Origin of the sequence: Janibacter terrae (assembly GCF_039636765.1) — a bacterium.
Classification (GTDB): domain Bacteria; phylum Actinomycetota; class Actinomycetes; order Actinomycetales; family Dermatophilaceae; genus Janibacter; species Janibacter terrae.
Genome location: NZ_CP144167.1, coordinates 327,850 through 352,303 on the forward strand (window position 1 = coordinate 327,850; position 24,454 = coordinate 352,303).

24 protein-coding genes are annotated in these 24,454 nt (G+C 72.8%); 10 read left to right on the plus strand and 14 right to left on the minus strand.

Annotated elements, in window-relative coordinates; translation table 11 throughout:
• The first annotated feature begins 21 nt into the window (after nt 1-21).
• Both V3C34_RS01680 and V3C34_RS01685 read left to right on the plus strand, forming a co-directional pair.
• Nucleotides 22-444 (plus strand): ankyrin repeat domain-containing protein, encoded by a 423-nt coding sequence (locus tag V3C34_RS01680; protein WP_346007895.1) that lies wholly within the window; start codon nt 22-24, stop codon nt 442-444.
• Nucleotides 445-474: 30 nt separating this feature from the next.
• A complete protein-coding gene (locus V3C34_RS01685; protein WP_346007896.1) occupies nt 475-1,890 on the plus strand; it encodes an NAD(P)/FAD-dependent oxidoreductase in 1,416 nt (471 codons plus the stop codon).
• Nucleotides 1,891-1,896: 6 nt separating this feature from the next.
• Here the strand turns inward: V3C34_RS01685 and V3C34_RS01690 are convergent, their stop codons facing one another.
• A complete protein-coding gene (locus tag V3C34_RS01690; RefSeq protein ID WP_346007897.1) occupies nt 1,897-2,667 on the minus strand; it encodes a HEAT repeat domain-containing protein in 771 nt (256 codons plus the stop codon).
• Between the two features lie 56 nt (nt 2,668-2,723).
• Between V3C34_RS01690 and V3C34_RS01695 the strand changes: the two genes are divergently transcribed.
• Nucleotides 2,724-3,068, plus strand: a complete 345-nt coding sequence (locus V3C34_RS01695) for a DUF2200 domain-containing protein (RefSeq protein ID WP_346007898.1) — start codon at nt 2,724-2,726, stop codon at nt 3,066-3,068.
• 209 nt (nt 3,069-3,277) lie between these two features.
• Entirely contained in the window at nt 3,278-3,739 is a 462-nt protein-coding gene (locus tag V3C34_RS01700; protein ID WP_346007899.1) for a pyridoxamine 5'-phosphate oxidase family protein, read from the plus strand.
• 38 nt (nt 3,740-3,777) lie between these two features.
• Here V3C34_RS01700 and V3C34_RS01705 read toward each other — a convergent pair whose 3' ends face one another.
• The 4 genes from V3C34_RS01705 to V3C34_RS01720 all read right to left on the minus strand — a co-directional run bounded on the left by V3C34_RS01705 (nt 3,778) and on the right by V3C34_RS01720 (nt 11,535).
• Nucleotides 3,778-7,062, minus strand: a complete 3,285-nt coding sequence (locus V3C34_RS01705; protein WP_346007900.1) for a DEAD/DEAH box helicase — start codon at nt 7,060-7,062, stop codon at nt 3,778-3,780.
• A gap of 203 nt (nt 7,063-7,265) precedes the next feature.
• Nucleotides 7,266-8,642 (minus strand): HNH endonuclease signature motif containing protein, encoded by a 1,377-nt coding sequence (locus V3C34_RS01710; protein ID WP_346007901.1) that lies wholly within the window; start codon nt 8,640-8,642, stop codon nt 7,266-7,268.
• A 122-nt stretch (nt 8,643-8,764) separates the two neighbouring features.
• Nucleotides 8,765-10,180, minus strand: a complete 1,416-nt coding sequence (locus tag V3C34_RS01715) for an acyl-CoA synthetase (protein WP_068426521.1) — start codon at nt 10,178-10,180, stop codon at nt 8,765-8,767.
• Nucleotides 10,177-11,535 (minus strand): SLC13 family permease, encoded by a 1,359-nt coding sequence (locus V3C34_RS01720; RefSeq protein WP_068327989.1) that lies wholly within the window; start codon nt 11,533-11,535, stop codon nt 10,177-10,179. The genes V3C34_RS01715 and V3C34_RS01720 overlap by 4 nt, the downstream gene beginning before the upstream one ends.
• A gap of 89 nt (nt 11,536-11,624) precedes the next feature.
• Here V3C34_RS01720 and V3C34_RS01725 point away from each other — a divergent pair, with 89 nt between their 5' ends.
• From V3C34_RS01725 to V3C34_RS01735, 3 genes are all read left to right on the plus strand, one after another.
• The gene (locus tag V3C34_RS01725; protein ID WP_346007902.1) at nt 11,625-12,377 is read left to right on the plus strand and encodes an IclR family transcriptional regulator; all 753 of its coding nucleotides are present in this window, start codon (nt 11,625-11,627) and stop codon (nt 12,375-12,377) included.
• A gap of 155 nt (nt 12,378-12,532) precedes the next feature.
• Entirely contained in the window at nt 12,533-14,347 is a 1,815-nt protein-coding gene (locus V3C34_RS01730; RefSeq protein WP_346007903.1) for a calcineurin-like phosphoesterase family protein, read from the plus strand.
• 185 nt (nt 14,348-14,532) lie between these two features.
• Nucleotides 14,533-16,626: a heavy metal translocating P-type ATPase gene (locus V3C34_RS01735; protein ID WP_346007904.1), complete on the plus strand. Its 2,094-nt coding sequence runs from the start codon at nt 14,533-14,535 to the stop codon at nt 16,624-16,626.
• A 12-nt stretch (nt 16,627-16,638) separates the two neighbouring features.
• Here the strand turns inward: V3C34_RS01735 and V3C34_RS01740 are convergent, their stop codons facing one another.
• The 8 genes from V3C34_RS01740 to V3C34_RS01775 form a co-directional block, all read right to left on the minus strand.
• Nucleotides 16,639-16,977 carry a TraR/DksA family transcriptional regulator gene (locus V3C34_RS01740; protein WP_338539158.1) on the minus strand — a complete coding sequence of 113 codons (339 nt, stop codon included), beginning with the start codon at nt 16,975-16,977 and terminating at the stop codon, nt 16,639-16,641.
• Nucleotides 16,978-16,997: 20 nt separating this feature from the next.
• Nucleotides 16,998-17,387 (minus strand): type II toxin-antitoxin system VapC family toxin, encoded by a 390-nt coding sequence (locus V3C34_RS01745; RefSeq protein WP_068426532.1) that lies wholly within the window; start codon nt 17,385-17,387, stop codon nt 16,998-17,000.
• Nucleotides 17,384-17,653, minus strand: coding sequence for a type II toxin-antitoxin system VapB family antitoxin (locus V3C34_RS01750; RefSeq protein ID WP_346007905.1), 270 nt, complete (start codon nt 17,651-17,653; stop codon nt 17,384-17,386). The genes V3C34_RS01745 and V3C34_RS01750 overlap by 4 nt, the downstream gene beginning before the upstream one ends.
• 33 nt (nt 17,654-17,686) lie before the next feature.
• Nucleotides 17,687-19,048 (minus strand): MBL fold metallo-hydrolase, encoded by a 1,362-nt coding sequence (locus V3C34_RS01755; protein ID WP_338539157.1) that lies wholly within the window; start codon nt 19,046-19,048, stop codon nt 17,687-17,689.
• Nucleotides 19,049-19,072: 24 nt separating this feature from the next.
• Nucleotides 19,073-19,663, minus strand: coding sequence for a rhodanese-like domain-containing protein (locus V3C34_RS01760; RefSeq protein ID WP_346007906.1), 591 nt, complete (start codon nt 19,661-19,663; stop codon nt 19,073-19,075).
• A 24-nt stretch (nt 19,664-19,687) separates the two neighbouring features.
• Nucleotides 19,688-20,497, minus strand: a complete 810-nt coding sequence (locus V3C34_RS01765; protein WP_338539156.1) for a sulfite exporter TauE/SafE family protein — start codon at nt 20,495-20,497, stop codon at nt 19,688-19,690.
• Nucleotides 20,498-20,567: 70 nt separating this feature from the next.
• On the minus strand, nt 20,568-20,756 hold the full coding sequence (locus V3C34_RS01770) for a hypothetical protein (protein WP_068426549.1): 189 nt from the start codon (nt 20,754-20,756) through the stop codon (nt 20,568-20,570).
• Between the two features lie 34 nt (nt 20,757-20,790).
• Nucleotides 20,791-22,167 carry an MBL fold metallo-hydrolase gene (locus V3C34_RS01775; protein ID WP_346007907.1) on the minus strand — a complete coding sequence of 459 codons (1,377 nt, stop codon included), beginning with the start codon at nt 22,165-22,167 and terminating at the stop codon, nt 20,791-20,793.
• A gap of 76 nt (nt 22,168-22,243) precedes the next feature.
• Here V3C34_RS01775 and V3C34_RS01780 point away from each other — a divergent pair, with 76 nt between their 5' ends.
• Both V3C34_RS01780 and V3C34_RS01785 read left to right on the plus strand, forming a co-directional pair.
• Complete coding sequence (locus V3C34_RS01780) at nt 22,244-22,645, plus strand: DUF302 domain-containing protein (RefSeq protein WP_346007908.1); 402 nt, start codon at nt 22,244-22,246, stop codon at nt 22,643-22,645.
• 31 nt (nt 22,646-22,676) lie between these two features.
• Nucleotides 22,677-22,943, plus strand: coding sequence for a metal-sensitive transcriptional regulator (locus V3C34_RS01785; RefSeq protein ID WP_068327954.1), 267 nt, complete (start codon nt 22,677-22,679; stop codon nt 22,941-22,943).
• A 13-nt stretch (nt 22,944-22,956) separates the two neighbouring features.
• Here the strand turns inward: V3C34_RS01785 and V3C34_RS01790 are convergent, their stop codons facing one another.
• Complete coding sequence (locus tag V3C34_RS01790) at nt 22,957-23,157, minus strand: hypothetical protein (protein WP_346007909.1); 201 nt, start codon at nt 23,155-23,157, stop codon at nt 22,957-22,959.
• Between the two features lie 118 nt (nt 23,158-23,275).
• Here V3C34_RS01790 and V3C34_RS01795 point away from each other — a divergent pair, with 118 nt between their 5' ends.
• Nucleotides 23,276-24,448, plus strand: a complete 1,173-nt coding sequence (locus V3C34_RS01795; protein ID WP_346007910.1) for a ScyD/ScyE family protein — start codon at nt 23,276-23,278, stop codon at nt 24,446-24,448.
• Nucleotides 24,449-24,454: the final 6 nt, after the last annotated feature.

Here is a 24,454-nt window from a genome sequence, read left to right on the forward strand (position 1 = left end):
TTCACCCGGCAGACTGGGCGCATGAGCGACGAGATCGACGACGCGTACGCGGCAGCGACCGGGGCCGACCAGCCCCGCAACGAGGTGGTCGAGCTGGCCCACCGTCTCCTCGACCTGGCCCGGTCCGGCGACGCCGCCGGACTCGTGCCCTACCTCGACGCGGGCGCCCCCGTGGACCTCGCCGACGAGGCGGGCAACACGATGCTCATGCTCGCGGCCTACCACGGGCACGCCCCGCTGGTGCGCGAGCTCGCCGACCGGGGTGCCGACGTCGACCGCGTCAACGGCCGCGGCCAGTCGCCCCTGGCCGGTGCCGTCTTCAAGGCCGAGCCCGAGGTGGTCGCCGCCCTCCTCGAGCACGGCGCCGACCCCGATGCAGGCACCCCCTCCGCGCGCGCCACCGCGCAGATGTTCGACCGGGCCGACCTGCTGCCGCCGGTCTGACCCCCTTCCACGACGAGCCAAGGAGCCCACGTGCCCGAGGTCCACGAGTACGACGTCGTCGTCATCGGCGCCGGCCCCGTCGGTGAGAACGCCGCGCAGTACGCCATCGAGGACACCGACCTCACCGCGGCCCTCGTCGAGGGCGAGCTCTTCGGCGGTGAGTGCTCGTACTGGGCGTGCATCCCGAGCAAGGCGCTGCTGCGGCCGGTCGCCGTCGCCGACGCGACCGCCCACCTCGAGGGGGTGGGCACCGCCGAGGTCGAGCCCGCGGGCCTGCTCGCCCGCCGCGACACCTGGGTCGGCGGCCGCGACGACAGCGGGCAGGTGACCTGGGCCGAGGGACTCGGCATCACGACCGTCCGCGGCCACGCGCGCCTCGTCGCCGAGCGCGAGGTGGAGGTCGACGGCGTCGACGGCACCCAGCGACTGCGCGCTCGGCGCGCAGTCGTCATCGCCACCGGGAGCGCGCCGGTGGTCCCGGCCCCCTTCGCCGACGTCCGCCCGTGGGGGTCGCGCGACGCGACCGCCGTGACCGAGGTCCCCGACCGCCTCGTCATCATCGGCGGCGGGGTCGTCGCCTGCGAGGCCGCGACCTGGCTGACCGCGCTCGGGAGCCGGGTGACCCTCGTCGTCCGCGGCGCCGGCCTGCTCGAGGGCCAGGAGCCCTTCGCCGGCCCCATGATCGCGGCGGCCCTGCGGGCGAAGGGGGTCGACCTGCGGCTGTCGACATCGGTCACCGCGTGCCACCGCGCGGACGCGAGGGACACGGGCGTCGGGCGCGTTCACGGTGGCCCGGTCACGGTCGTGACGGACCAAGGGTCCATCGAGGCGGACGAGGTGCTCGTCGCGACGGGCCGCCGCCCACGCCTGGATGACCTCGGCCTGGACGCGGTCGGGCTCGGCCCCGACGACGTCCTCGACGGGCGCCTGCCGGACTGGCTGCACGCGGTCGGCGACGCCAGCGGGGAAGCCCCCCTCACCCACTGGGGCAAGTACCGCGCCCGCGTCCTCGGCGACCGCATCGCGTCGACCGCGCGGGGGGTCGACCCCGGGCCCGTGCCCGAGGACGTGCCGGTGCCGCAGGTCGTCTTCACCGACCCGCAGGTGGCGCGGGTCGGCCTGACGAGGGCCGAGGCGGTCGAGGCCGGCCACGACGTGGTCGTCGCGAAGGTCCCCTTCGACCAGGTCGCCGGCGCGGCGTTGCTGCGCGACGACGCACCGGGCGCGGCGCAACTCGTCGTCGACCGGGACAGCCGGCTCGTGCTCGGCGCGACCTTCGTGGGCACGGACGCCGGCCAGCTCCTGCACGCGGCGACGGTCGCGATCACCGGCCGGGTGCCGGTCCACGTGCTGCGGCACGCGGTCCCGAGCTTTCCGGACGCCAGCGAGGTCTGGCTGCGGCTGCTCGAGGAGCTGCCGCACGAGCTGCGACGGCCTGCCGGCTGACCCGGCTCAGGCCCGGTCGGCACGGTCGGCGCGGTCGGCGAGCAGCCAGCCGGCCGTGATCGACAGCCAGGCGTCATCACCGTCGCGCAGTCCCTGCAGGGTCGCGTCGACGTCGGGCAGGTCCAGCTCGGCGAGGGCCTCGATCGCCGGGAGCACGACCTCCTTGTCGTCGTGCTCGATGACGTGGAAGAGGGCCGAGGCGGCCGGACGGGCTGCCGGCTCGCCGATGCCGAGCAGCGCCTCGGCGGCGTGGCGCCGCACCGACGGGACGGGGTCCTCGCGGAGTCGCTGGGCGAGCCCCTCGACGGCTGCCCCTCCGGCCTGCTCGAGGGCGCGGGTCAGCTCGCGCCGACGGAACGTGTCCTCCACACCGAGGTGCCCGATGAGCGTCGCCACCGCTCCCGGGGTGCCGATACGTCCGAGCGCCCACCATGCCTTGGCGGCCACCGCGTCGTCCTCGTCGTCGGTGAGCGGCAGGATCGCGGCGACGGACTGCGGGTTGCGGATCTTGCTCAACGCGTGGAGCACCTGCACGCGGGCGGGTCCGTCACCGTCGAGCTCGACGAGGAGCAACGGGTACGTCGCCTCGGCGCGGGTGACGACGGCCCAGGTGAGCGTCTCGCGGACGTAGAAGTCCGCCTCGCGCACGAGCAGCTCCACGAGCTCGGCGGCGATCGAGGCGTCGCCGTACGTGCCGAGGTGGAGCGCGGCCTGCTGGCGGACCGACGCGTCCCCGTGACGTGCGGCCCGCAGGGCCCGCTCGATGCTGCTGCTCATGGCCGTCGACGCTACCGGGCGACGGCGAGAGGCAGGCGGCGACCTAGGCTCGACCCGTGAGCCACCGGATCTTCACCACGCCCGTCGCCTCGGTCTACCCGCACTACGTGACCAAGGTGGAGAAGAAGGGGCGCACCGTCGCCGAGCTCGACGAGGTCATCCGCTGGCTCACCGGATACGACCAAGCGAGCCTGCAGCGGCACCTCGACGACGAGACGACCTTCGAGGACTTCTTCGGTGCGGCGACGCTCAACCCGAACTCCGCGCTCATCACCGGGTCGGTGTGCGGGGTGAAGGTGCAGGAGGTCGAGGACCCGCTGATGCGCCGGATCCGCTACCTCGACAAGCTCGTCGACGAGCTCGCCAGGGGCAAGGCCATGGCCAAGGTCCTGCGCGGCTGACCCGCTCCGAGGGTCTGCCCTCCCTCGGTGCCGTCGGAGAGAGCGGCGCGGGCGCCCCCTTCGTCCTCCTCGAAGGAGGCGAGCGGTGAGGGGCGCTGCTGCGTGCGCGTGCACGGAGGCTGACCCGGGCGCCCCGCCCTGCCCACCCACCCGGCTGGGACGGCCCGATCCTGCGCTAACCTCGAGATGTCCCCCAGGAGGCGGTGCAGATGGTCCCCACGACCCCGGTCGAAGTCCTCACCCACGACACCTGCTGGTCGCTGCTGCGCACGACCACGGTGGGCCGCCTGGCGGTCCTGGTCGAGGACCATCCCGACCTCTTCCCGATCAACTTCGGCGTCGACCACGGCACCGTCGTCTTCCGCTCGGGTGAGGGGACCAAGCTCTTCGCGGCCCTGTCCACCGCGCGGGTCGCCTTCGAGGCCGACGGCTTCGACCCCGAGACCGGTCGCGCCTGGAGCGTCGTCGTCAAGGGTGCTGCGCGCCCCATCAGCGAGATCGACGAGCTGACGGACACCGTGGACCTGCCGATCTTCCCGTGGCAGGCCGGCGACAAGGGCCACTTCGTGCGGATCACCCCGAGCGAGGTGACCGGCCGACGGTTCACCGTCGCCGACCCGGACGTCTGGCGCACGCCGGCGACCCGGGCCCCGCGCAGCGCCACCGAGTGAGCGCCGCCGAGTGAGCGCCGCCGAGTGAGCGCCGGAGTTCACTCGACGTCGAGCAGCGCCCGGATGTCCTCGTTCGTGATCGCGCCGGACAGCGCGCCTCCGTCGTCGACGACCCGCTGGAAGAGGTCGCGCTTGCGTTCCTGCAGGGCGAGCACCTTTTCCTCGATCGTGCCGGTCGACACGAGCCGGTAGACCATCACCGGTCGCTCCTGACCGATGCGGTGGGCCCGGTCGATCGCCTGCGCCTCGGCCGCGGGGTTCCACCACGGGTCGAGCACGAAGACGTAGTCCGCCTCGGTGAGCGTCAGACCGACGCCGCCCGCCTTGAGCGAGATCAGGAAGGCCGTGGAGTCACCGGTCCGGAACTCGTCGATGACCCCGGCGCGGTCGGTCGTGGCGCCGTCGAGGTAGCTGGTCGTGATGCCCTCGGCGTCGAGCCGCTCACGGACGAGTCGCAGGTAGCTCGTGAACTGGCTGAAGACGAGCGCCCGGTGGCCCTCGTCGCCGAGCTCGCGCAGCTGCTCGACGAGCAGCTCGATCTTCGCCGACGTCACCTGGCCGCGGTGCTCGTCGTCGACGAGCCCGGGGTCCAAGCTCAGCTGTCGCAGCCGGGTGATCGAGGCGAGGATCGCGACCCTGTTGGCCTCGGGGTCGGCGAGCAGGCCGAGCACCCGCTTGCGCTCGCGCTGCAGGTGCCTGTCGTAGAGCCGCCGATGGCCGGGCGTGAGGTCGACCGGCAGCACCTGCACCTGCTTGGGCGGCAGGTCGAGCGCCACCTGCTCCTTGGTGCGGCGGAGCATGAGCGGCCGGACCCGGCGACGCATCCGGTCGAGCAGCTCGGGACGCTCCCCCGACTCGATCGGCTTGCGGTAGTCCCGGACGAACCGCTCCCGGTGCGGGTACAGCCCGGGCGCGGCCAGTGCGAGCAGGGACCAGAGGTCCATCAGCGAGTTCTCCAGGGGCGTGCCCGTCACTGCGAGGACGAAGGGGGTCGACAGCCGCCTGATCGCCTGGTGGGCCTTGGCCCGGTCGTTCTTGACGAACTGGGCCTCGTCGATGACCACGCCGCGCCAGTCGACGGCGGCGAACTCGTCCGCGTCGATGCGCAGGACGGCGTAGGAGGTCACGACGAGCTGTGCCCCGGCGACCGCCTCGGCGACGTCCTGGCCGCGGGTGCGGCTCGTCCGGCCGAGGGCGCGCACCTCGAGATCGGGGACGAAGGTGTGCGCCTCGCTCGCCCACGTCCCGACGACGCTCGTGGGCGCGATGACGAGGACCGGCCGGTCGAGCTCGCCGGCTGCCGCGGCCCGGGCGAGCAGGGCCAGGGTCTGGACGGTCTTGCCCAGGCCCATGTCGTCGGCGAGCACCCCGCCGAGCCCGGCGTCCCACAGCGTGGTGAGCCAGTGGTAGCCCTCCAGCTGGTACGGCCGCAGGGTCGCCCGCAGGCCATCGGGGACCGGCGGCGGCTCGGTGGTGTCGAGGTCCCGCAGGGCCTCGACGCGGGCCCGCCAGTCGTGCTCGCGGGGCACCGCGACGTCGGCGATGCCGGAGAGGTCGTCCCAGAGGCCGACCTGGTAGCGACTGAGGCGCAGCTCGCCCGCCTCGGGCTCGGTGATCTCGCCGGCCTCCTCGATGAGGGCGCGCAGGTCCGTGAGCACCGGGTGGTCGAGACGGAACCACTCACCGGACTCCAGCAGCATGATCTCCTCACCCCGCACGAGGGCGGCGAAGAGCGGCTCGAAGGGCACCGCCACCTCGCCGACGGTCACGCTGACCCGCAGGTCGAGCCAGTCGGAGCCGGCGGCCTCGCCCGCCTCGTGCACGGCGATGACGGGTTCCTCGTCGAGGTGCTCGTACGCCGGCACGTCCTCCCCGTGCTCGACGACGACCCGCTCGTCGACCTCGAGCGCGGGCAGGACCTCGGTGACGACGGCGATCGCGGTGGCGCCGCGCAGCAGGACCTGCGGCACGAGGCGGCGCTGGGTGCTGCCGGTGGCGCGGACGACCGCCCCGGGGACCTCGCGGAGGTCGCCGAGCGCGGTCAGCAGCGCCTGCTCCCCCTTCGCGTCCCGCGGGACGGCTCCGCCGGCAGCCGCCGGGACGACGTGCTCCTGGCTGCCCGCCGCGTAGACGAACCCGAGGTCGAGGCGCAGGGCCTCCCTTTCGCCCCCGACGCGGATGTGCAGGCGAGGCGGGGTCGGCTCGGGCAGGTCCACGCTGCCGTCCGACGAGATGACCGTGACCTGCTCGCGAAGCCGACCGAGGTACATCGCGAGGAAGCGGTCGACGTCCGCCGCGGGGACGAGCACCTCGCCGCCGCGCAGCAGGTCGGTGGTGCCCGTCCCCAACGTCGCGGCGAAGGGGGCGAGGACCAGCTCCCCGTCCACGCTCGCCGAGAGCCCGTGGACGGGGTCACCGAGGAGGTGGACGTCGTCGGGCTCGATCGTGGGGTCGGGCCACACGATCTTCGGCGTCAGGCACACACCGTCCGCGTCGCGGGTGACGTCGACGACCGCCTCGACGGGCTCGGCCAGGAGGCGCGCCGGGTCCCCGTCGTCGCTGGCGAGGAGAGCGATACCGGCCTGCTCGGCCCGACGCAGAGCGATCCAGACCTCCCCGCCGAAGGCGTCGAGGTGGACGGCCGGTTCCTTGACCGCGTAGGACCGGGCCCTGGCGGCGGCCGGGTGCTGCAGGGCGAGCAGGAACCGCACCGCCCGTCGATGGCTCCGCTTGATGGCGACGGCGTTGTAGGACTCGCTGTCGGCCTCCGCCCAGGAGAACTTCTTGGCCCACCGGCCCAGTCGCGTCCACCGCGTGGGCCGGACGAGGAGCTTGCGGGAGTCGGCCGCCCCCCTCCCCCGCCCGGGTTCGATGACCGGCTCGAAGACCAGCGCCAGCACGTCGCCGTCGCGCAGGGGCTCGACCGGCGCGGGCGCCGACAGCCGCTCGAGGGTCGCCTCCCACGGGGCGGCGGGGGCGGTGTCGATCCCCGTGGGGCCCCCGAGGACGTCGCGGACGGTGAGGAGGACGGCCACCGCATGCTTGCAGCGCGCGCCGACCGGGCAGCTGCACCGGGAGCTCCACTCGGTGCGGGGAGCCCGGGAGTCGCCCTCGAGGGAGACGATCGTCTGGTAGGACTCGTGGCCGGACCCCAGCACCGTGGCGACGAGGACGCGACCCCGGTTGAGGGCCGCGGCCTGGGTGACCATCTCGTCCTCGGCGTAGCCATACCCCCGGTCGAAGGTGCCCTCGTCCGTGGCCGCCTCGATGTCGTCGTCCGTCAACGACAGCACCCAGTCGGCGGACTCGACCTTCCAGACCACGTCGTTGCTCCCTTCGCCCTCTGTGCCTGCAACCCACCCTAGGCAGGCCGTCCGTCAACGCTCGGCCCGACCGCTCCGTGTGGACGAAGGGGGTGTGCCGCCGGGTCTGGGGACGGCGCGGCATGTCTGTGGCCGGTCCCGTGGGGGCCGGGTCCGGAGCCCTTCGAGGCTCCTTCGTCGCACCTCAGGACAGCGCGTGGCAGCTAGGTGTGCCAGGTGACGCCGCAGGGGGTGGTGGTGGCGGTGAGGTCGTGTTGGTGGACGTGGGTGTGGTGGCGTTCGCAGAGGAGGGCGGCGTTGGACAGGTCGGTGGCCCCGCCGTGGGCCCAGTGGGTGATGTGGTGGGCGTCGGTCCATTGCGGGGGCATGGTGCAGCCGGGGTAGGTGCAGCCGCCGTCGCGCAACCACAGGGCTTTGCGTTGGCCGGGGGTGAACAGTCGGGTGGTGCGGCCGAGCTCGAGGGGTTCGTGGTTGGTACCCAAGATCGCGGGGATGATCCCGGCGGTGCAGGCCAGCTTGCGGACGGTGGTGGGGGTGAGGACCTGCCCGGTGGCGGTCAGGCCACCGGCGTGGCCCCCGCTGGGAGGGTCGAAGGCTGCCCCGCCGAACATTTGGCCGGTGGCGTCGGGGGCGTGGCCGGACAGGTCCTGCCCGCAGGCGACGCACCGGCCGTGCGCTGAGGAGAGGGCGTGGAGGCTGATGGTCACCAGGATCTGGGCCTTGTCGGCCCGTGGGACGCCTTCGGGCGCGGCGACGCCGCGGCTGATGATCGACAGCAGCGCGTCGGCGCGGCGCCGGGCCGGGGTCCGCTCGTCCGGGGCGCCGTCGGGTCCCTTGACCGGTGCGGACAACGCGGCCAGCGCGGCGTCGAGGATCGCGGCGCCCTCGGGGTCGAGGTCGACGCGGTAGCGGGTCATCCCGCACGGGCCGGGGGCCTTGGTCAACGAGCGGGAGGCCTTGGCTGCGGCGTCCTCGTCGTCCAGGTCCTGCTCCGGGCGCAGCATCCGCCCGGTCTGGGTGATCGCGGCCGCGAGCTTCTTCTCGTCCAACCCGCCGACCCGGTCGGTGACCCGGGCCCCGTCGGGCGAGGTCAGCACCTCGTCCCGGGCGGCCCGGGTCAGGACTGCCAGGTCCTCCTCGAGGAGGTCCGGGTCGGCGACCCGGCGCACCGACTCGTGGAAGCGCACCAGCTGGTCGGCCTTGCCCAACGGCAGGTCACCGGCCTCGAAGGCCTGCGTGATCTCACCCGTCGCCCCTGCAGCGCCGGCGACCCGCACCACCCGCGCGACGTGCTGGGCCGAGGGGCGGGGCGCGCGGCGCCCTTCGTTGACCCCGACCCAGTCGTGCGCCGACCACGACCCCTGGCCCGGCAGGCCCCGCGAGATCCCTTCGCGCACCAGCTGCACCTCGGCGACCTCCAGCAGCTGCCGGGCCCGACCGATCAACGCCAGCCCGTCTGCGACGTCCGGGTCGGGCAGCTGCCAGGCCGTGCCCGGGTCGGAGTACACCAACGAGCGCAGCGCGTCCCGCAGGCCACCCATGAGGCCTGTGTCGCGGTACTGCAGCGGCGTCGCTGTCATGATTCGATCATATGTTCGATGATGTGCATCACACGGGACCGACACGCCGTGTGGACAAGAACCCGCAATCACGGGGTCTGTGGACCCGGCCCGGCGCCCTACGCGGCAGTCACGGGCCGGAGCTAGACCACGCCGTCCAGCTGCTTCTTCTGGATCTTGCCCATCGCGTTGCGCGGCAACGAGTCCGTGAAGCGCACCTCACGCGGACGCTTGTGCCACGCGAGCTCCTCGGCGACGTGCGCGACGAGGGTCGCGGCGACGGCGTCGTCGGCCCGACCGCTCGGCACGACCCAGGCCACGATCCGCTGGCCGAGGTCGGGGTCGGGCACGCCCGCGACAGCGACCTCGGCGACCTCCGGGCGACCGAGCAGCGAGGCCTCGATCTCGCCGGCGCCGACGCGGTAGCCACCGGACTTGATGAGGTCGACGGACTCGCGGCCGACGATGCGATGGAACCCGCCGTCGTCCCACGCGGCCATGTCGCCGGTGACGAACCACCCGTCCTGCGTGAAGGACGCCGCCGTCGCGTCGTCCCTGTTGAGGTAGCGGTCGAAGAGCATGGAGCCCCGCACCTCGAGCCGGCCGATCGTCTCCCCATCGGCCGGGACCGCACGTCCGTCGTCGGTCCGGATGCGGGTCTCGGCGTCACCGACCGGCAGACCGACCCAGCCGCGGCGACGCTCACCATCGGCGCGTGTGCTCAGGGTGATCATGGTCTCCGTCATGCCGTACCGCTCGATCGGCGCCTGCCCCGTGAGCTCACGGATCGCGTCGAAGACCGGCACGGGCAGCGGCGCGCTCCCCGACACGAGGAGGCGCGCGCTGGACAGCGCCCGGGCGGAGGTCGGGTCGGCGGCCACCCGCGACCAGACCGTGGGCACGCCGAAGTACATCGAACCGCGGGCGGCGGCGTAGCGCTCCGGGCGCGGCCGACCCGTGTGGTGCAGCCGGCCGCCGAGGCGCAGCGGACCGAGCATGCCGAGGATCAACCCGTGGGTGTGGAAGAGCGGCAGACCGTGGACGAGCAGGTCGTCGGCGGTCCACTCCCAGGCCTCGGCGAGGCCGTCGAGGCCGGAGGCCATGGCCGCCTGGCTGAGGGTCACGCCCTTGGGGGCCCCGGTCGTGCCGGAGGTGTAGAGGATGATCCCGGTCCGGTCGGGGCCGGGCGTCGGGGGCAGCCCGGGCGATCGCCCGCCCGTGACGTCCACCGGGAGCGAAGGGAGCGACACCCCCTCTTGCGCCGCCCCGACCCAGGCGGTCGCGGCCGAGTCGCGGAGCACGTGCTGCACCTCGCCGGCACCGGCGTCCGGTGGGACGGGGACGGCCGGCACGCCGGCGAGCAGGCAGCCGATGACCGCGACCGCGGTCTCGACGCGGGGCTCGGCGCGCACCGCGACCGGGCCGTCGTCGGGCAGCGACGCGGCGAACCGCGCTGCGGCGTCGACGAGCTGGTGGCTGCCGAGGGTCGTGCCGTCGACGGTCAGGGCGTCGGGTCGGTCCGGTCCGTCGAGCAGGCCCTGGATTAGGGAGGAGGTCATGCGATCACCTTGCCGGGGAGGATGAGCAGGAGCGTCAGGGCGATGGGGCCGACGGCGACCATCGCGAGCCCCCACCGGGTGAGCAGGGAGGTCAGCCGGGGCCGGTCCTCCGCCTCGGCGGTCGCCACGTACGTCGCGCCGACGGTCGAGAAGGGTGAGACGTCCACGATCGACGCACACACGCCGATGGCGCAGATGAGCGCCCACCCGGGGACTCCCCCTTCGCTGATGAGGGGGAGGGAGAGCGGCACGAGCGCCGCCAGCATGCCGGTCGTCGACGCGAAGGCGGAGATGAGCCCGGCGACGACGCACAGGAGGAAGGCGGCGAGGATCGGGGTGCCCAGGGCGGCGGCGCTCTCGCCGAGCATGTCGAGCACGCCCATCTCCTTGAGCACGCCGACGTAGGTGATGATGCCGCCGACCAGCAGCACGGAGCCCCAGTCGATGCGGGTCATGGCTCGCTTGCCGGCCGCCGGGTCGATGACGGCGAGCAGGGCACCGAGCGCGAAGCCGAGGACACCGATGTCCGGCTCGCCACCCGTGACGGCGATGACGACCACGCTGATGACGAGGGCGGCCATCGCCACGAGGGTCACGACCTGCAGGGTGGTCGGCGGGGCGACGGTGCCGTCGGTGACGGCCTCGCGGACGGCCGTGGCCTGCGTCTTGAGCTGGAGCGAGGACTGGCCGTAGCCACCGATCTCGCGCCCGGTCCCGGAGCCTCCGGTCGGGCCGGCGACGGCAGGCTCCTCGGTCACCGGGCGAGGACGACGCCCGAACATCAGGTGGGCCACGGCGAGGAGCACGAGGTTCATCGCGAGCGCCAGGCCGAAGAGCAGCATGGGGTTGAGATCGATCCCGGCACTGTCGGCCGTGCCCCAGGTGATGATGCCGAAGAGGCTCGTCGGGGCGAAGGCACCCGCGGACAGGCCGGTACCCATGGCCAGCGCCATGAGCATCGGGTCGAGACCGCGCCGCGCGGCGACGGTCATGCCCACGGGTGCCATGACGAGGCCGCCGAGCGGGGCGCCCATCGCGGAGATCGCGGCGGTGAGCAGGAAGAAGACGAGAGGGAAGAGCCCGTCCCGGCCTCCGACGCGGCTGATGACGGCGTCGATGAGCCACTCGATCGTGCCGTTGCTGTGCGCGATGCCGAAGAAGTACGTGACGCCGACGAGCAGGACGAGGATCGAGAGCGGGAACCCGCCGATGACGTCCTCGAGGGCCATGTCGGCCAGCCCGAGGCCGACGGCCGCGGCGAAGGGGAACATCACCAGCCCGATGTTGACGTTGCGGATCGCCGCGAGGGCGAAGACGGCGACGAAGGTCGCCAGGGCGAGTAGCTGCACGAGCATGGGCACTCCTTTGTGGTCCACTGTGCGGTCCGTTGGTCTATTGTTTGGACCAGACGCACCGTACTGCCCAGCACGCCGAGGAGCAACACATGTCCGGTAACCAGCCCACCCACAGCGTCGTCAGCGCCTTCCGGGTGCTCGAGACGGTCGCCGACCTGCAGCCGGTCGGGCTGTCCGAGCTCGCCCGAGAGGTCGGCCTGCCGAAGAGCACCACCCAGCGCATGCTCACCACGCTCGCGGAGATCGGGTGGCTGCGGGCCACCCAGGAGTCGCCGACCCGGTGGGGCCTGACCTACCGGGCGCTCCGGCTCAGCCGCAGTGTCGACGGCCGCTCGGGGCTGCGCGATGTCGCGCTGCCGGTGATGAGCGAGCTGCAGCTCGCGACGACCGAGACGATCCACCTCGCCGTCCCGGACGGTGATGCGCTGGTCCTGCTCGAGCGCCTCGACACCTCGCACCGCCTCCGGGCCTTCCTGGCGCTGGGCACCCGCATCCCCTTCCATGCGTCCGCCACCGGCCTCGCCTACCTGTCGGCCTCGAGCGATGCGGAGATCGACGACCGCCTCCGCGCGGACCTGGCGCCGCAGACCCGCGACACCCTCGTCGACCCCGACGCGGTGCGCGCGGCCATCGCCGAGGTCCGGGCTCGCGGTTGGTCCATCAACCCGGGTGGGCTGTCCGAGGGGATCACCGCCGTGGGTGCGCCGATCGTCGACCGCACCGGCCACCCGGTCGGCGCGATGTCGGTCTCGGGACCGAGCAGCCGGATCACCCCGGACCGTTTCGACGGGCTCGGGGCCCAGGTGGCGGCGGCCGCCGGCCGCATCGGCCGCGCCCTCTGAGCCGAGCGCTGACCATTTCCTGGCCGGGAGTTCACCGGCCGTGGCCCGAGGGGCCGCCGGGACTCGTCCCGGACGTCAGGGACGGTTCACCCGGGCGCGGGAGCGTCGAGTCGGCCGCCACGAACGGTCATCCCCCCACCAAGGAGCCCCGCACCATGCCCCTGCACACGCCACGCATCCTCCCGCCCGCCGTCACCGGCGCCCTCGCACTCTGCCTGACCGCCGCCATCGCGGCCCCCCTCGCGACCACCGCGACGGCCTCCCCTTCGTCCGCCGCCGAGCGCCCCGCGAGCGCCTGGTCCGAGACCGCCTACCGCGGCGCGGTCGAGGTCGTGCCCGGCACGGACGAGGCCAAGGACACGATCGACGGCGTCGTCTTCGACGACCGCGACAAGGACTCGACCCAGGACCGCGGCGAGCGCGGCATCAAGGGCGTCACGGTCTCCAACGGCCGCGAGGTCGTCACGACCGACGCCAAGGGTCGCTACGAGCTGCCCGTCGACGACAACACCAATGTCTTCGTCACCCAGCCCGCTGGCTACGAGGTCCCCGTCGACGAGGACAACATCGCCCAGTTCTCCTACGTCCACCTGCCGAAGGGCTCGCCGGAGCTGAAGTACGGCGGCATCGAGGCGACCGGCCCGGCCCCGGAGGCCGTGAACTTCCCCCTCGCGCAGTCCACCGCGACGAAGAAGCCCCAGCAGGACTGCATCATGGGCGGCGACATCCAGACGTACAACCAGACGCAGGTCGAGTACGCGCGCAAGGGCGCGTTCGCCGACCTCGCCGCCCGCGACGACTACACCTCGTGCGGCGCGCTCTTCCTCGGCGACATCGTCGGTGACGACCTCTCGCTGTACGCGCAGACGCGTGAGCTCACCGGCATGATCAACGGTCCCGCCCGCCTGCTCCCCGGCAACCACGACCTCGACTTCGACGCGGCGGACAGCCAGAACCGCTTCGACACCTACCGCTCGCAGTTCGGCGCCGACTACTACTCCTACGACGTCGGCGACCTGCACATCGTCGCGCTCGACTCGGTCCAGTACCGCGCGGGCCAGTCCTACACCGGCGGCCTCGGCGAGGAGCAGCTCGAGTGGCTGCGCAACGACATCGCGGCGACCCCGAAGGACAAGACGGTCGTCCTCGCGGCCCACATCCCGCTCCTCAACTACCACGACCAGGGCCAGACGCGGCACCAGGTCAAGGAGATCAAGGAGATCCACGAGCTCATCGGCGAGCGCGACGCGGTCGGCTTCGGCGGCCACAGCCACACGACCGAGGTCATGCGCGCCGGCGACTCCACCGAGGGCTGGGCAAAGACGTGGGGCGTCGAGGAGCTTCCCTTCGACCACATCACCGCGGGCGCGATCTCCGGTGACTGGTACTCCGGTCGCGTCACCGACGCGGGCTTCCCCACGGCGATCCAGAAGGACGGCGCCCGCCCCGGCGTCCTCACGCTCGAGTCGCGTCCCGACCAGCTCAGTGAGCGCTTCACGGTGACCGGCGGCGACGAGTCCGAGCAGATGGCGGTGGGCGTCAACTCGCCCCGCTACCGCGAGTGGTTCGCCGCCAACCGCGCCAACCGCGGCAAGGCGCCCGCCTTCGAGCGGCCCACCGAGGTCTCCGCGGCCGACCTCGCCGGCGGCACGTACCTCACCACAGACGTCTTCGCGGGGTCGACCGGCACCGACGTCACCGTCGCGATCGATGGCGGCGAGGCGAAGGGGGCCACCCGCACCCAGGAGATGGCCGGCGAGGCCAAGCGGGTCGGTGCCCTCTGGTCCGACCCGGTCGCGGTCCAGGAGCAGCTCGTCCACGGTGGCAGCGTCGCCGAGAGCGGCATGCACCTGTGGCGCCTGGAGCTGCCGGGTGACCTCGAGGCCGGCAAGCACACGGCGACCGTCACGAGCACCGACCGCTACGGCCGCGTGAGCACCGAGACGATCGACTTCACGGTCACCGACTGAGGCCCGACCAGCAGGTGACGGCGCCCGGGGCTGGTTGCTCCGGGCGTCGTCGCGCTGCTCGTCACCCGGCTACCGCGCAGGACCGCCGACGGTCCCCTCCCTCACGGCCAGCTCCAGCCCGTCGAGGAAGAGCCTCAGCGCCACCTTTCGGGAAGATACCCCCGAGGGGTATGGTTGGACACACTATGAGCAGCTCACCCGGCCCCCACCACGCCACCGTCGAGCACCGCGCGGACCCCCACGCCGGTCACGAGCACCACGACGAGCACGCGGGTCACGGAGGTCACGCCGGCCACGGTGACCACGTCGGGCAGTTCCGCCGGCTCTTCTGGATCATGCTCGCGCTGGCCGTGCCGGTCGTCGGGTTCAACGACATGTTCGCCGACCTCATCGGCTACGCCCTGCCGCACGGCGGGTGGGCGCGCTGGGTCTCCCCGGTGCTCGGCACGGTCATGTACGCCTGGGGCGGGTCCCCCTTCCTCACGGGGGCCGTGAGCGAGATCCGCGCCCGCAAGCCCGGGATGATGCTGCTCATCGGTCTCGCGATCACCGTGGCCTTCATCGCGTCCTGGGGCGCGAGCGTCGGCATCCTCGACCACGCGCTGAACTTCTGGTGGGAGCTCGCGCTCCTCGTCGTCATCATGCTGCTCGGTCACTGGATCGAGATGCGTTCGCTCGCCCAGACGACCTCCGCGCTCGACTCGCTCGCCGCACTGCTGCCCGACGAGGCCGAGCGCGTGGAGGGAGACGAGGTCGTGACGGTCCCCCCTTCGTCCCTCGCAGTCGGTGACGTCGTCGTCGTCCGGCCCGGCGCCTCCGTCCCCGCCGACGGCCGGGTCGTCGAGGGCTCGGCGAGCATGGACGAGTCGATGATCACGGGCGAGTCCGCCACGGTCCGCCGCTCCGCGGGCGACGCGGTCGTGGCGGGCACCGTCGCGACCGACTCCGGTCTGCGGGTCGAGGTCACCGCGACCGGTGACGACACCTCGCTCGCCGGGATCCAGCGGCTCGTCTCCGACGCGCAGTCGTCCTCCTCCCGCGCCCAGCGGATCGCCGACACCGCGGCGGGCTGGCTCTTCTGGTTCGCCCTCGGCGCCGCCGTCATCACGGCGATCGTGTGGTCCCTCCTCGGCCTGCCCGACGACGCGGTCATCCGCACGATCACCGTCCTCGTCATCGCCTGCCCCCACGCCCTCGGCCTGGCGATCCCGCTCGTCGTCTCCATCGCGACCGAGCGCTCCGCCCGCGGCGGCGTCCTCGTCAAGGACCGACTGGCGCTGGAGTCGATGCGCACGGTCGACACCGTCCTCTTCGACAAGACCGGCACGCTCACCCTCGGCGAGCCGACCGTCACCGCCATCGAGACGGCCGGCGACCGGACCCGCGACGACGTGCTGGCCCTCGCCGCCGCGGCCGAGTCCGACAGCGAGCACCCGCTGGCCCGCGCCGTCGTCACCGCCGCGCGGCACCGAGAGCTCACCGTCCAGCGGGCCGGCGACTTCTCCTCGTCGCCGGCCGTCGGCGTGCGGGCCGTCGTCGACGGCACCGCCGTGGAGGTCGGCGGGCCGTACCTGCTCGAGCAGCACGGCCTGGCCGAGCTGCCGGTCGCGGAGACGTGGCGCAGCGAGGGCGCGATCATCCTCCACGTCGTCGCGGACGGCGACGTCATCGGCGCGCTGCGCCTGGCCGACGAGATCCGGTCGGAGTCGCGCGATGCCGTCGCCGCGCTCCACGCCGTCGGCGTCCAGGTCGTCATGATCACCGGCGACGCCCGCGCGGTTGCCGAGGCCGTCGCGGCAGAGCTCGGGATCGACCGGGTCTTCGCCGGGGTGCGTCCAGAGGACAAGGCCGCCAAGGTCGCCGAGCTGCAGGGCGAAGGGAGGAGGGTCGCCATGGTCGGCGACGGCGTCAACGACGCACCCGCCCTCGCCCAGGCGGACGTCGGGCTCGCGATCGGCGCAGGCACGGACGTCGCGATCGGGTCGGCCGGCGTCGTGCTCGCCAGCTCGGACCCGCGCTCGGTCCTGTCGGTCATCGACCTCTCCCGCGAGGCCTACCGCAAGATGAAGCAGAACCTCTGGTGGGCCGCCGGCTACAACCTGCTGTCGGTGCCCCTGGCCGCGGGAGTGCTCGCGCCGGTCGGCGTCGTCCTGCCGATGAGCGTCGGCGCGATCCTCATGTCGGCCTCGACGGTCGTCGTCGCGCTCAACGCGCAACTGCTGCGTCGCCTGGACCTGCGGCCGGAGGCGAGCACGGCGAAGCTGCGGGAGTCCGCCTGAGGGCTACCGCGGTCAGCCCGCGGCGCAGACGATGCAGGTGCGGGCCGTCGGCCGGGCCTCGAGGCGGCCCGGCGCGATGGGACCGCCGCACCGCTCGCACGTGCCATAGGTGCCGTCCTCGAGACGCTCCGTCGCCGCCTCGATCTCGACGAGCGCCGCCCGGGCCTGACCGATCAGGGCGTCGAGCTGCGAGCGCTCGAAGGCGATCGTCGCCCCCTCAGGGTCGTGCTCGTCGTCGGCGTTGCTCCCTTCGCTCGCCTCCACCAGGGACGTGAAGTCCCCGGTGAGGGTCGTGAGGCGGGCGAGGGTCTCCCTTCGCTCCGAGTCCAGGCGCGCACGCACGTCGTCCATCGGGCCATCGTGGCACTGCATCACGACACCGCCGGGACCACGTCCGTGTGGGTGAAGTCGTCGCCGACGAAGAGCAGGGGCTCCCCTGCGACGACGGACAGCGCATAGGCGAAGCAGTCACCGAAGTTCAGCCGCGCCCGCGAGCCCGACCCGCGCCCATAGCGCTGGTACGCGCGGCGGGCAATCTCCCCTTCGCGCTCGGTCACGGGCTGGACCTCGATGTCGAGGGCCTCGACGAGCTCGTCCAGGCGTGCACCATGGGCCGCGGACCGTGCATCAGCGACGATCGACGCCTCGAGCCGGGTGGCGACGGACATCCGGCACGGCCCGACGAGGGCCGCCTCGACGAGGGCGCCCGCACCGGGCTCGTCCTCGAGGATCGCCATGAGGGCGGAGGAGTCGACGATCACCGCGGCAGGCCCGTCCGGCCGTCGAAGAGGTCCTCGACCCGCTCGATCTGACGATCAGGATCGGCAGGCGTGCCCAGGTAGGCACGCACGATGCCTTGGACGATGTCGACCTTCGCCGCACGACGCCGCCGCTCGGGGTCCTCGCCGTAGTCCTCGAGGAGGCGCCTCAGCGCCTCCTCGACGGCCCCGGTCTGCGACAGGCCGGTAGCCGCGGCCGCCTGCCTGGCCAGCTCATGGACCCGCTCGTTCTTGATGTTCAGCCCCATGGGACCAATCTACCCACGACGCGCGGTAGACGTCTACCGTGCCGACCAGGCCGCGTAGCCTCCCACGAGATCGCACACCTCGTCGTGCCCCCGCGCGCGCAGCAGGCTCGCCGCGACCGACGAGCGCCAGCCCCCGGCGCAGTGCACGAGCACCGGCCGGTCCGTCGGGAGGTCCTCGTGACGGCGGGCGAGCTCGGCCAGCGGGATGTGGACGGCACCGGGGATGACCTGGTCACCCTCGCGCTCACCGGCGTTGCGCACGTCGAGCACGAGGGTCCCATCGGCGACGTCGTCCCACTGGGTGACCTCCACGCGCTCGACCGAGGTGACGAGGTCGGGCAGCTGCGCGAGGACGGCCGGGCCACCTTCGACGTGGCCGACGACGGCGTCGAAGCCGATGCGTGCGAGTCGGAGCGCCGCCTCCTCGTGCCGGCCGGGCTCGGCGAGGACGAGGATCTCGTCACCGTGGTCGAGGACCATCCCGGCCGTCTCGGCGAAGCGTCCGTCGAGCCCCACGTTGAGCGAGCCCACGAGGTGGCCGGCGGCGAAGTCCTCCGGGGAGCGGGTGTCGACGACGACGGCCCCACCCGCCATCGCCGCGCGCACCTCGGCGGGCGTGAAGGGGACGACGGTCTCGTCCGGGTCGAGCAGCTCGCGCGTGCGCAGGTTGAGGGCCGCGTCGACCTGGAAGTACGGCGGCGCCGACGGCTGGCCGGTGGTGACCATGCCGACGAACTCGTCCACCGGCATCGTCGCGGCGAAGGGGTTGGTCGTCCGCTGCGCCCCGATGTTCGACTCGAGCTCGTCGGACAGGCCGCGGCCGCAGGAGGAGCCGGCACCGTGGGCAGGCATGACCTTCGTCGCGTCGGGCAGCTTCAGGAGCACGTCGTGCAGGGTGCTGTACATGGCCGTTGCCAAGGACTGCGGCGTGGACCCGTCGGAGACGACGAGGTCGGGGCGGCCGACGCCGCCGATGAAGAGGGAGTCACCGGTGAGCACCGCGTGCGGGTTCCCCTGCTCGAGCACGAGGACGCTGATCGACTCCCAGGTGTGGCCGGGGGTCTCGAGGATCTCGAGCGTCACCTCGTCGCCCAGCTCGATGCGGTCACCCTGCGCGAGGGTGCGCACCTCGAACTCGGCCCGCTCGGCGGCGGTCGGCCCGTAGCCGATCCACGCGCCGGTCGCGGCGGCCAGCTCGAGGTGACCCGCGACGAAGTCGGCGTGCACGTGCGTGTTGATGACGCCGACGATGTCGAGGTCGTGCTCCCGCGCATCGGTGAGGTAGTCGCTGATGTCCCGTCGTGGGTCGACGACGACGGCCTTGCGGGTGCCCTCGTCGGCGATGAGGTACGAGCCGTGCGAGAGGCAGCTGAGGTAGTACTGGGTGAGGATCATCGGGGGTTCTCCTTCTGGGGGGCGTCAGGCGCGGTCGGCGCGCAGCTGCGCGAAGACGGTCTCGGGGTCGGGCATGTCGCGACGGTTGTGGGGCAGCTTGGACAGCAGCATCCCCATGGCGCAGGTGTCGGTCAGGGCAGCGCCGGTCAGGCCGGCGCCGATCCCGGCCGCGACCCACTTCGCCGGGGGCAGGACGGCGCTCACGAGCACGCCGGTGAGGACGATCGAGCCGGCCACGAGGCGCACCTGGCGCTCGAGGTCCCACGTCCCCTCGCCGCGGACGACGTCACCGCCGGCGCTCTCCCACGCGGTGATGCCACCGTCGAGCACGTGCAGGTTGGGCAGGCCTGCACCGGCCAGGGCACCTTCCGCGCGACAGGCGCGGGCCCCGGAGCGGCAGACGAGGACGACGTCCTCGTCGAGGTGCTCGGCCAGCTCACGGCCGTGCTCCTCGAGGAGCTCCAGCGGCACGTTGTAGGAGCCGGGGATGTGCACGTCGGCGAACTCGCCCGGCGTGCGGACGTCGACGATGCGGGGGCCGGTGGGTCCGGCCATCCACTCGCGCACCTGCGCGGCATCGAGGGTGGCGGGCCGGGTGGTGGTGCTGGTGGTCATGGGGTCCTTCCGGAAGGGGGGTGGTCAGGTGAGGAGGGCCGGCACGGACTGCACGGCGGTGAAGGCGGCGATGACGAGCACGAGGACAGCGAAGGCCTGCGACAGCGCCCGGGCCGGGATCCGGTCGGCGACGCGGGTGCCGACCAGGCTGCCCACGACGGCCACGCCCGCGAAGCCGAGGATGAGCGGCCAGTCGAGGTCACCGACGCCCTGCTGCGTCCGGGCCGCGAGCGCCGTGGCGCTGTTGACGGCGATGACGAGCAGCGAGGTGCCGACGGCCACGGGCATGGTGAAGCCGAGGACCAGGACGAGGACGGGGACGAGCACGAAGCCGCCGCCGACCCCGAGGAAGCCGGTGAGCAGCCCGACGAGCGTGGCGGCGGTCAGCAGCTTCAGCAGGCGTGGGCAGGCACAGGTCAGGGGGTGGAGGGTGAGGATCGGCTCGTCGGGATCACCCTCGGTCGCCGCGGCGGAGCCGCGGCGACTGCGTCGCAGCATGAGGGTGCCGACCACGACCATGAGGACGGCAAAGGCGGTCATCAGCAGCTCCGGGGGAACCAGCCGTGAGGCGGCCGACCCCGCGATCGCCCCGGCCGTGCCGAGGAGGCCGAAGGTCAGTCCCTGCCCGAGCCTCACCCGTCCGCCGCGGTGGTGCGCCGGCAGGGAGAGGAGGGAGGTGATGCCGACGATGATCAGCGAGCTGGTCGTCGCGGTGACGGGGTCCTGCCCCAGGACGTGCACGAGGGCGGGGACGGCGAGGATGGACCCCCCGCCGCCGAGTGCGCCGAGGGCGAGGCCGATGGCCAGACCGAGGGGGATGACTGCAAGGGGCACGTGAGGACTCCGGGTAGGACCGTCGGGGACGGGGCAGGGGGGAACCCGCCCCCGACGGCGTCTGGGTGGCTCAGCCGCGCCCGATGAGGCGGGAGAGCAGGTTGGGCGAGGAGCCGGGGGCGCCGGCTCCCTTCGCCGGGGTGGCGTGGCCGGGGCAGCGCTGGCTGCCGGGCACGCCCCGCATCACCTGGTCGACGTGCTGGCCGCAGCCGGCCCAGGTGGTCTTGCCGCACTGACGGCAGGTGGTTTGACGGCACATGGTGGGTCTCCTCGTGTGGATTGGGGAAGGGGGGTCAGGCGGGGGTGGTCATGGGCAGACCCGCGGGGGCGGCGTTGTCGAAGTCGTCGTCGACGACGACGACCCGGCGCCCACGGGCGGCGAGGACGGAGGCCGCGATCGACGCGCGGTAACCGCTCGCGCAGTGGACCCACAGCTCGCGCTCGGGGATCTCGTCGAGCCGGTCGAGCACCTCACCGATCGGGACGTTCTGCGCGTCCTCGACGTGACCGTCGGCGTACTCGCCGGCCAGTCGGACGTCGAGCACGTGCACCGGGCGGTGGTGGCGCACCTGTGACAGGTCGGCGAAGGTCGCCCGCTCCAGGGTGCCGAGGGGACCGTCGGTCCAGTCGGCGGGTCCACCGGTGGCGGCGCCGGCGATCCGGTCGAGGCCGATGCGCGTCATCTCGCGCTGGGCCTCGGCCACCTCGTCGGAGCTCTCGCCGAGCAGGGTCACGGACGCGTCCCACGGGATGAGCCAGCCGAGGTAGGTCGAGAACTGGCCGTCGAGACCGAAGTTGAGCGTGCCGGTCACGTGGCCGGCGGCGAAGGCGGTCCGGGTGCGCAGGTCGACGACCCACTCGCCGGCGTCGACGCGCGCGGCCAGGGTCTGCTTGTCGGCGCGCTCGGGGGCCCGCAGGTCGGCTTCGGCGGGTCCGGCGGCATTGACCGGGTTCATGTGGACGTAGTACGCGGGGTACGCGTCGAGGCCGGCGAGCGTGTCGGCGACCCACTGCTCCTCGTCCTGCGTGAGCGCCGGGTTGAGCCGACGCTCCCGGCCGATGGTCGACTCGGTGGCGCCACCGGTCGACCCGGAGGAGCAGAAGGAGCCGAATCCGTGGGTCGGCAGCACGTCGGCCTGCTCCGGCAGCTCGTCCGCCAGACGGTGGATCGAGGCGTACTGGTGGTGGACGAGTGCGCTCGTGTGCTCCTCCCCGAGGAGGTCCGGCCGGCCCGTGGCGCCGAAGAGCAGCGACCCGCCGGTGAAGACCGCCGTGGTCGTGGCCTGGTCGCCGTCGCCGGTCTCCAGCGCGTAGGAGAGGTGGGTGAAGGTGTGTCCGGGTGTGGCGATGGCACGCATGCGCATCGCGTCGGACACCTCCACGACGTCACCGTCGCGGATCGGCTCACGGTCGAAGGAGACCTCGTCCGCGGCGTTGACGTGGTAGCGGGCGCCCAGGCGGCGGGCCAGTGCGAGGCCGCCGGTCACGTAGTCGTTGTGCAGGTGGGTCTCGAAGACGTCCGTGATGCGAACGCCCGCCTCGTCGGCCACCTCCAGGACGCGGTCGATGTCGCGCTGCGGGTCGATGACGACGGCGAGCTCGCCGTCGTGCGCGAGGTACGAGCGGTCCCCGAGGCTCGGGGTCTCGATGGTCATGATCGTCGGCTCCATGGGTAGCAAATTAATACCCCCAGGGGTATGCTGTCAACATGCGGTCGGAGAGATCGCACGACGAAGGGAGATCGACATGCAGTACGCCATGACCACCACGGTGGACGCCTCGTTCGACGAGATGCTGGCCGCCACCCGGGACGCGCTGTCCGAGCAGGGGTTCGGTGTCCTCACCGAGATCGACCTGGCCGCGACGCTCAAGGCCAAGGTCGGTGCCGACATCGAGCCGCACGTGATCCTCGGCGCCTGCCGGCCGCAGCTGGCGGAGCGAGCCGTCGCCATCGAGCCCTCGATCGGGCTGCTGCTCCCGTGCAACGTCGTCGTCCGCGCCGTCGGCGAGGGCCGCACCGTCGTCGAGGCGGTCGACCCCGACATGATGGTCGGCGTGACGGACAATGAGCAGCTGAAGGATGTGGCTGCCGAGGCCCGCACCCGGCTCGACGCCGCCCTGGCAGCACTGCCCGGCCGCGTCGGCTGACGCAGCCGATCACGAGGAGAGAGACACACACATGGTCACGTTGGACATGGAGGACATGGGCCCGGTCATCAACCGGCTGCGCCGCGCCCAGGGTCAGATCGGCGGGGTGATCCGCCTCATCGAGGAGGGTCGTGACTGCAAGGACGTCGTGACCCAGCTGGCCGCGGCCAGCCGGGCGCTCGATCGCGCCGGCTTCGCCATCGTCGCGTCCGGGCTGCAGGAGTGCCTCACCTCGCCCGACGGGGTCAACGAGGACGACAAGGCCGCGATGGAGAAGCTCTTCCTGACCCTCGCCTGATGCGACGCCGACGTCACTCCTGCGGCTTGCGGTAGATCACCTGGCCCTCGGTCGCGCCGACGTCGGCACTCTCGTACCGGACGTCCTTGAAGGCGTCCCGGTAGGGAGCCGACCCTGCCCCCGCGTCGAGCACGAGGAAGTCGGGTCCCGAGGCGCGAACCGCGGCGCGCTCGGCGAACTGGCGGGCATACACACGGGAGGGGTTGACGGCCATGGGTAGACCCTGCCATCCACGAGCCCCGTCGCCCCTTGGCAGGGCCCCCTTCCGGTGGAACTCTGGAGGCGCGGGTCGCCCGCCCAGGGGCGACTCGACCCCTTGAAATGAGAACAGCATGACAACGTCGTCAATAGGTTCTTCCCGGCGCCCACGCCGGTTCATCCTCCCGACCCTGAGCAGCGCGGCACTCGTCGCTGCTCTGGTCGCTGTCCCGGGAGCCGCCACCGCGGACCCGGGCTACCGGGTCGTCGCCAGCGGCCTGGACAACCCTCGCCACCTGTCGGTCGGCCCGGGTCACGACCTCTTCGTCGCCGAGGCGGGCACCGGCGGAGCCGGTCCCTGCCTGGTGGGCCCCGAGGGCGGGGTCTGCTACGGCAGGACCGGAGCGGTCACCCGGGTCGACGTCAAGCACCGCACCCAGAAGCGCGTCCTCACCGGCCTGCCGTCCCTCGGGTCGGCTCCGTCCACCGACCCCGAGGCTCCGCCGCCCGGCTCCCAGGCCATCGGGCCCGGTGACGTCGTGCCCCGGGGCTCCAAGCGCCTCGTCGTGACGATCGGCCTCGGCAACGACCCGGCCATCCGGACGCAGTACCCCGCACTTCGCGACATGGGGACGCTGCGCACCGGCAAGATCGGTTCGTCCCGGACCCATCTCCTCGCCGACCTCGCCGGCCACGAGGCCGCGACCAACCCGGCCCCTCCGGCGGATGCGCCGGACAGCAACCCGGGCGGTTTCACCAAGGTCGGATCGGGCTACGTCGTCGCCGATGCCGGCGGTAACGACCTCGTCGAGGTCTCCAAGAGCGGAGGCATGAAGACCCGGGCGATCTTCCCCGAGCAGATGGCCACCGCGCCGGACTTCCTCGGGCTGCCGCCCGGGACCAAGATCCCGGCCCAGGCCGTGCCGACGTCGGTGGTCTCCGGCCCGGACGGGGCGTTGTACGTCAGCCAGCTGACCGGCTTCCCCTTCGAAAAGGGCCTGGCGAAGATCTACAGGGTCGACAGGCAGGGTCGGGTGAGCGTCTACGCGAGTGGCCTGACCAATGTCACCGACCTCGCCTTCGGGCCGGGTGGCCACCTGTACGCCGTGCAGATCTCCTCCGAGGGCCTCCTCACCGGACCGATCGGTTCCGTCGTCCGGATCCCGAAGGGGGGCGGACACGCGAGTGTCGTCGCCGGGGGTCTCTTCGCTCCGTACGGCATCGCGATCACGGGCAGGACCGGATACGTCACGACCGGCAGCGTGGCTCCCGGTGGCGGGCAGGTGATCGCCCTCCACCTGCGCTGACCCGGT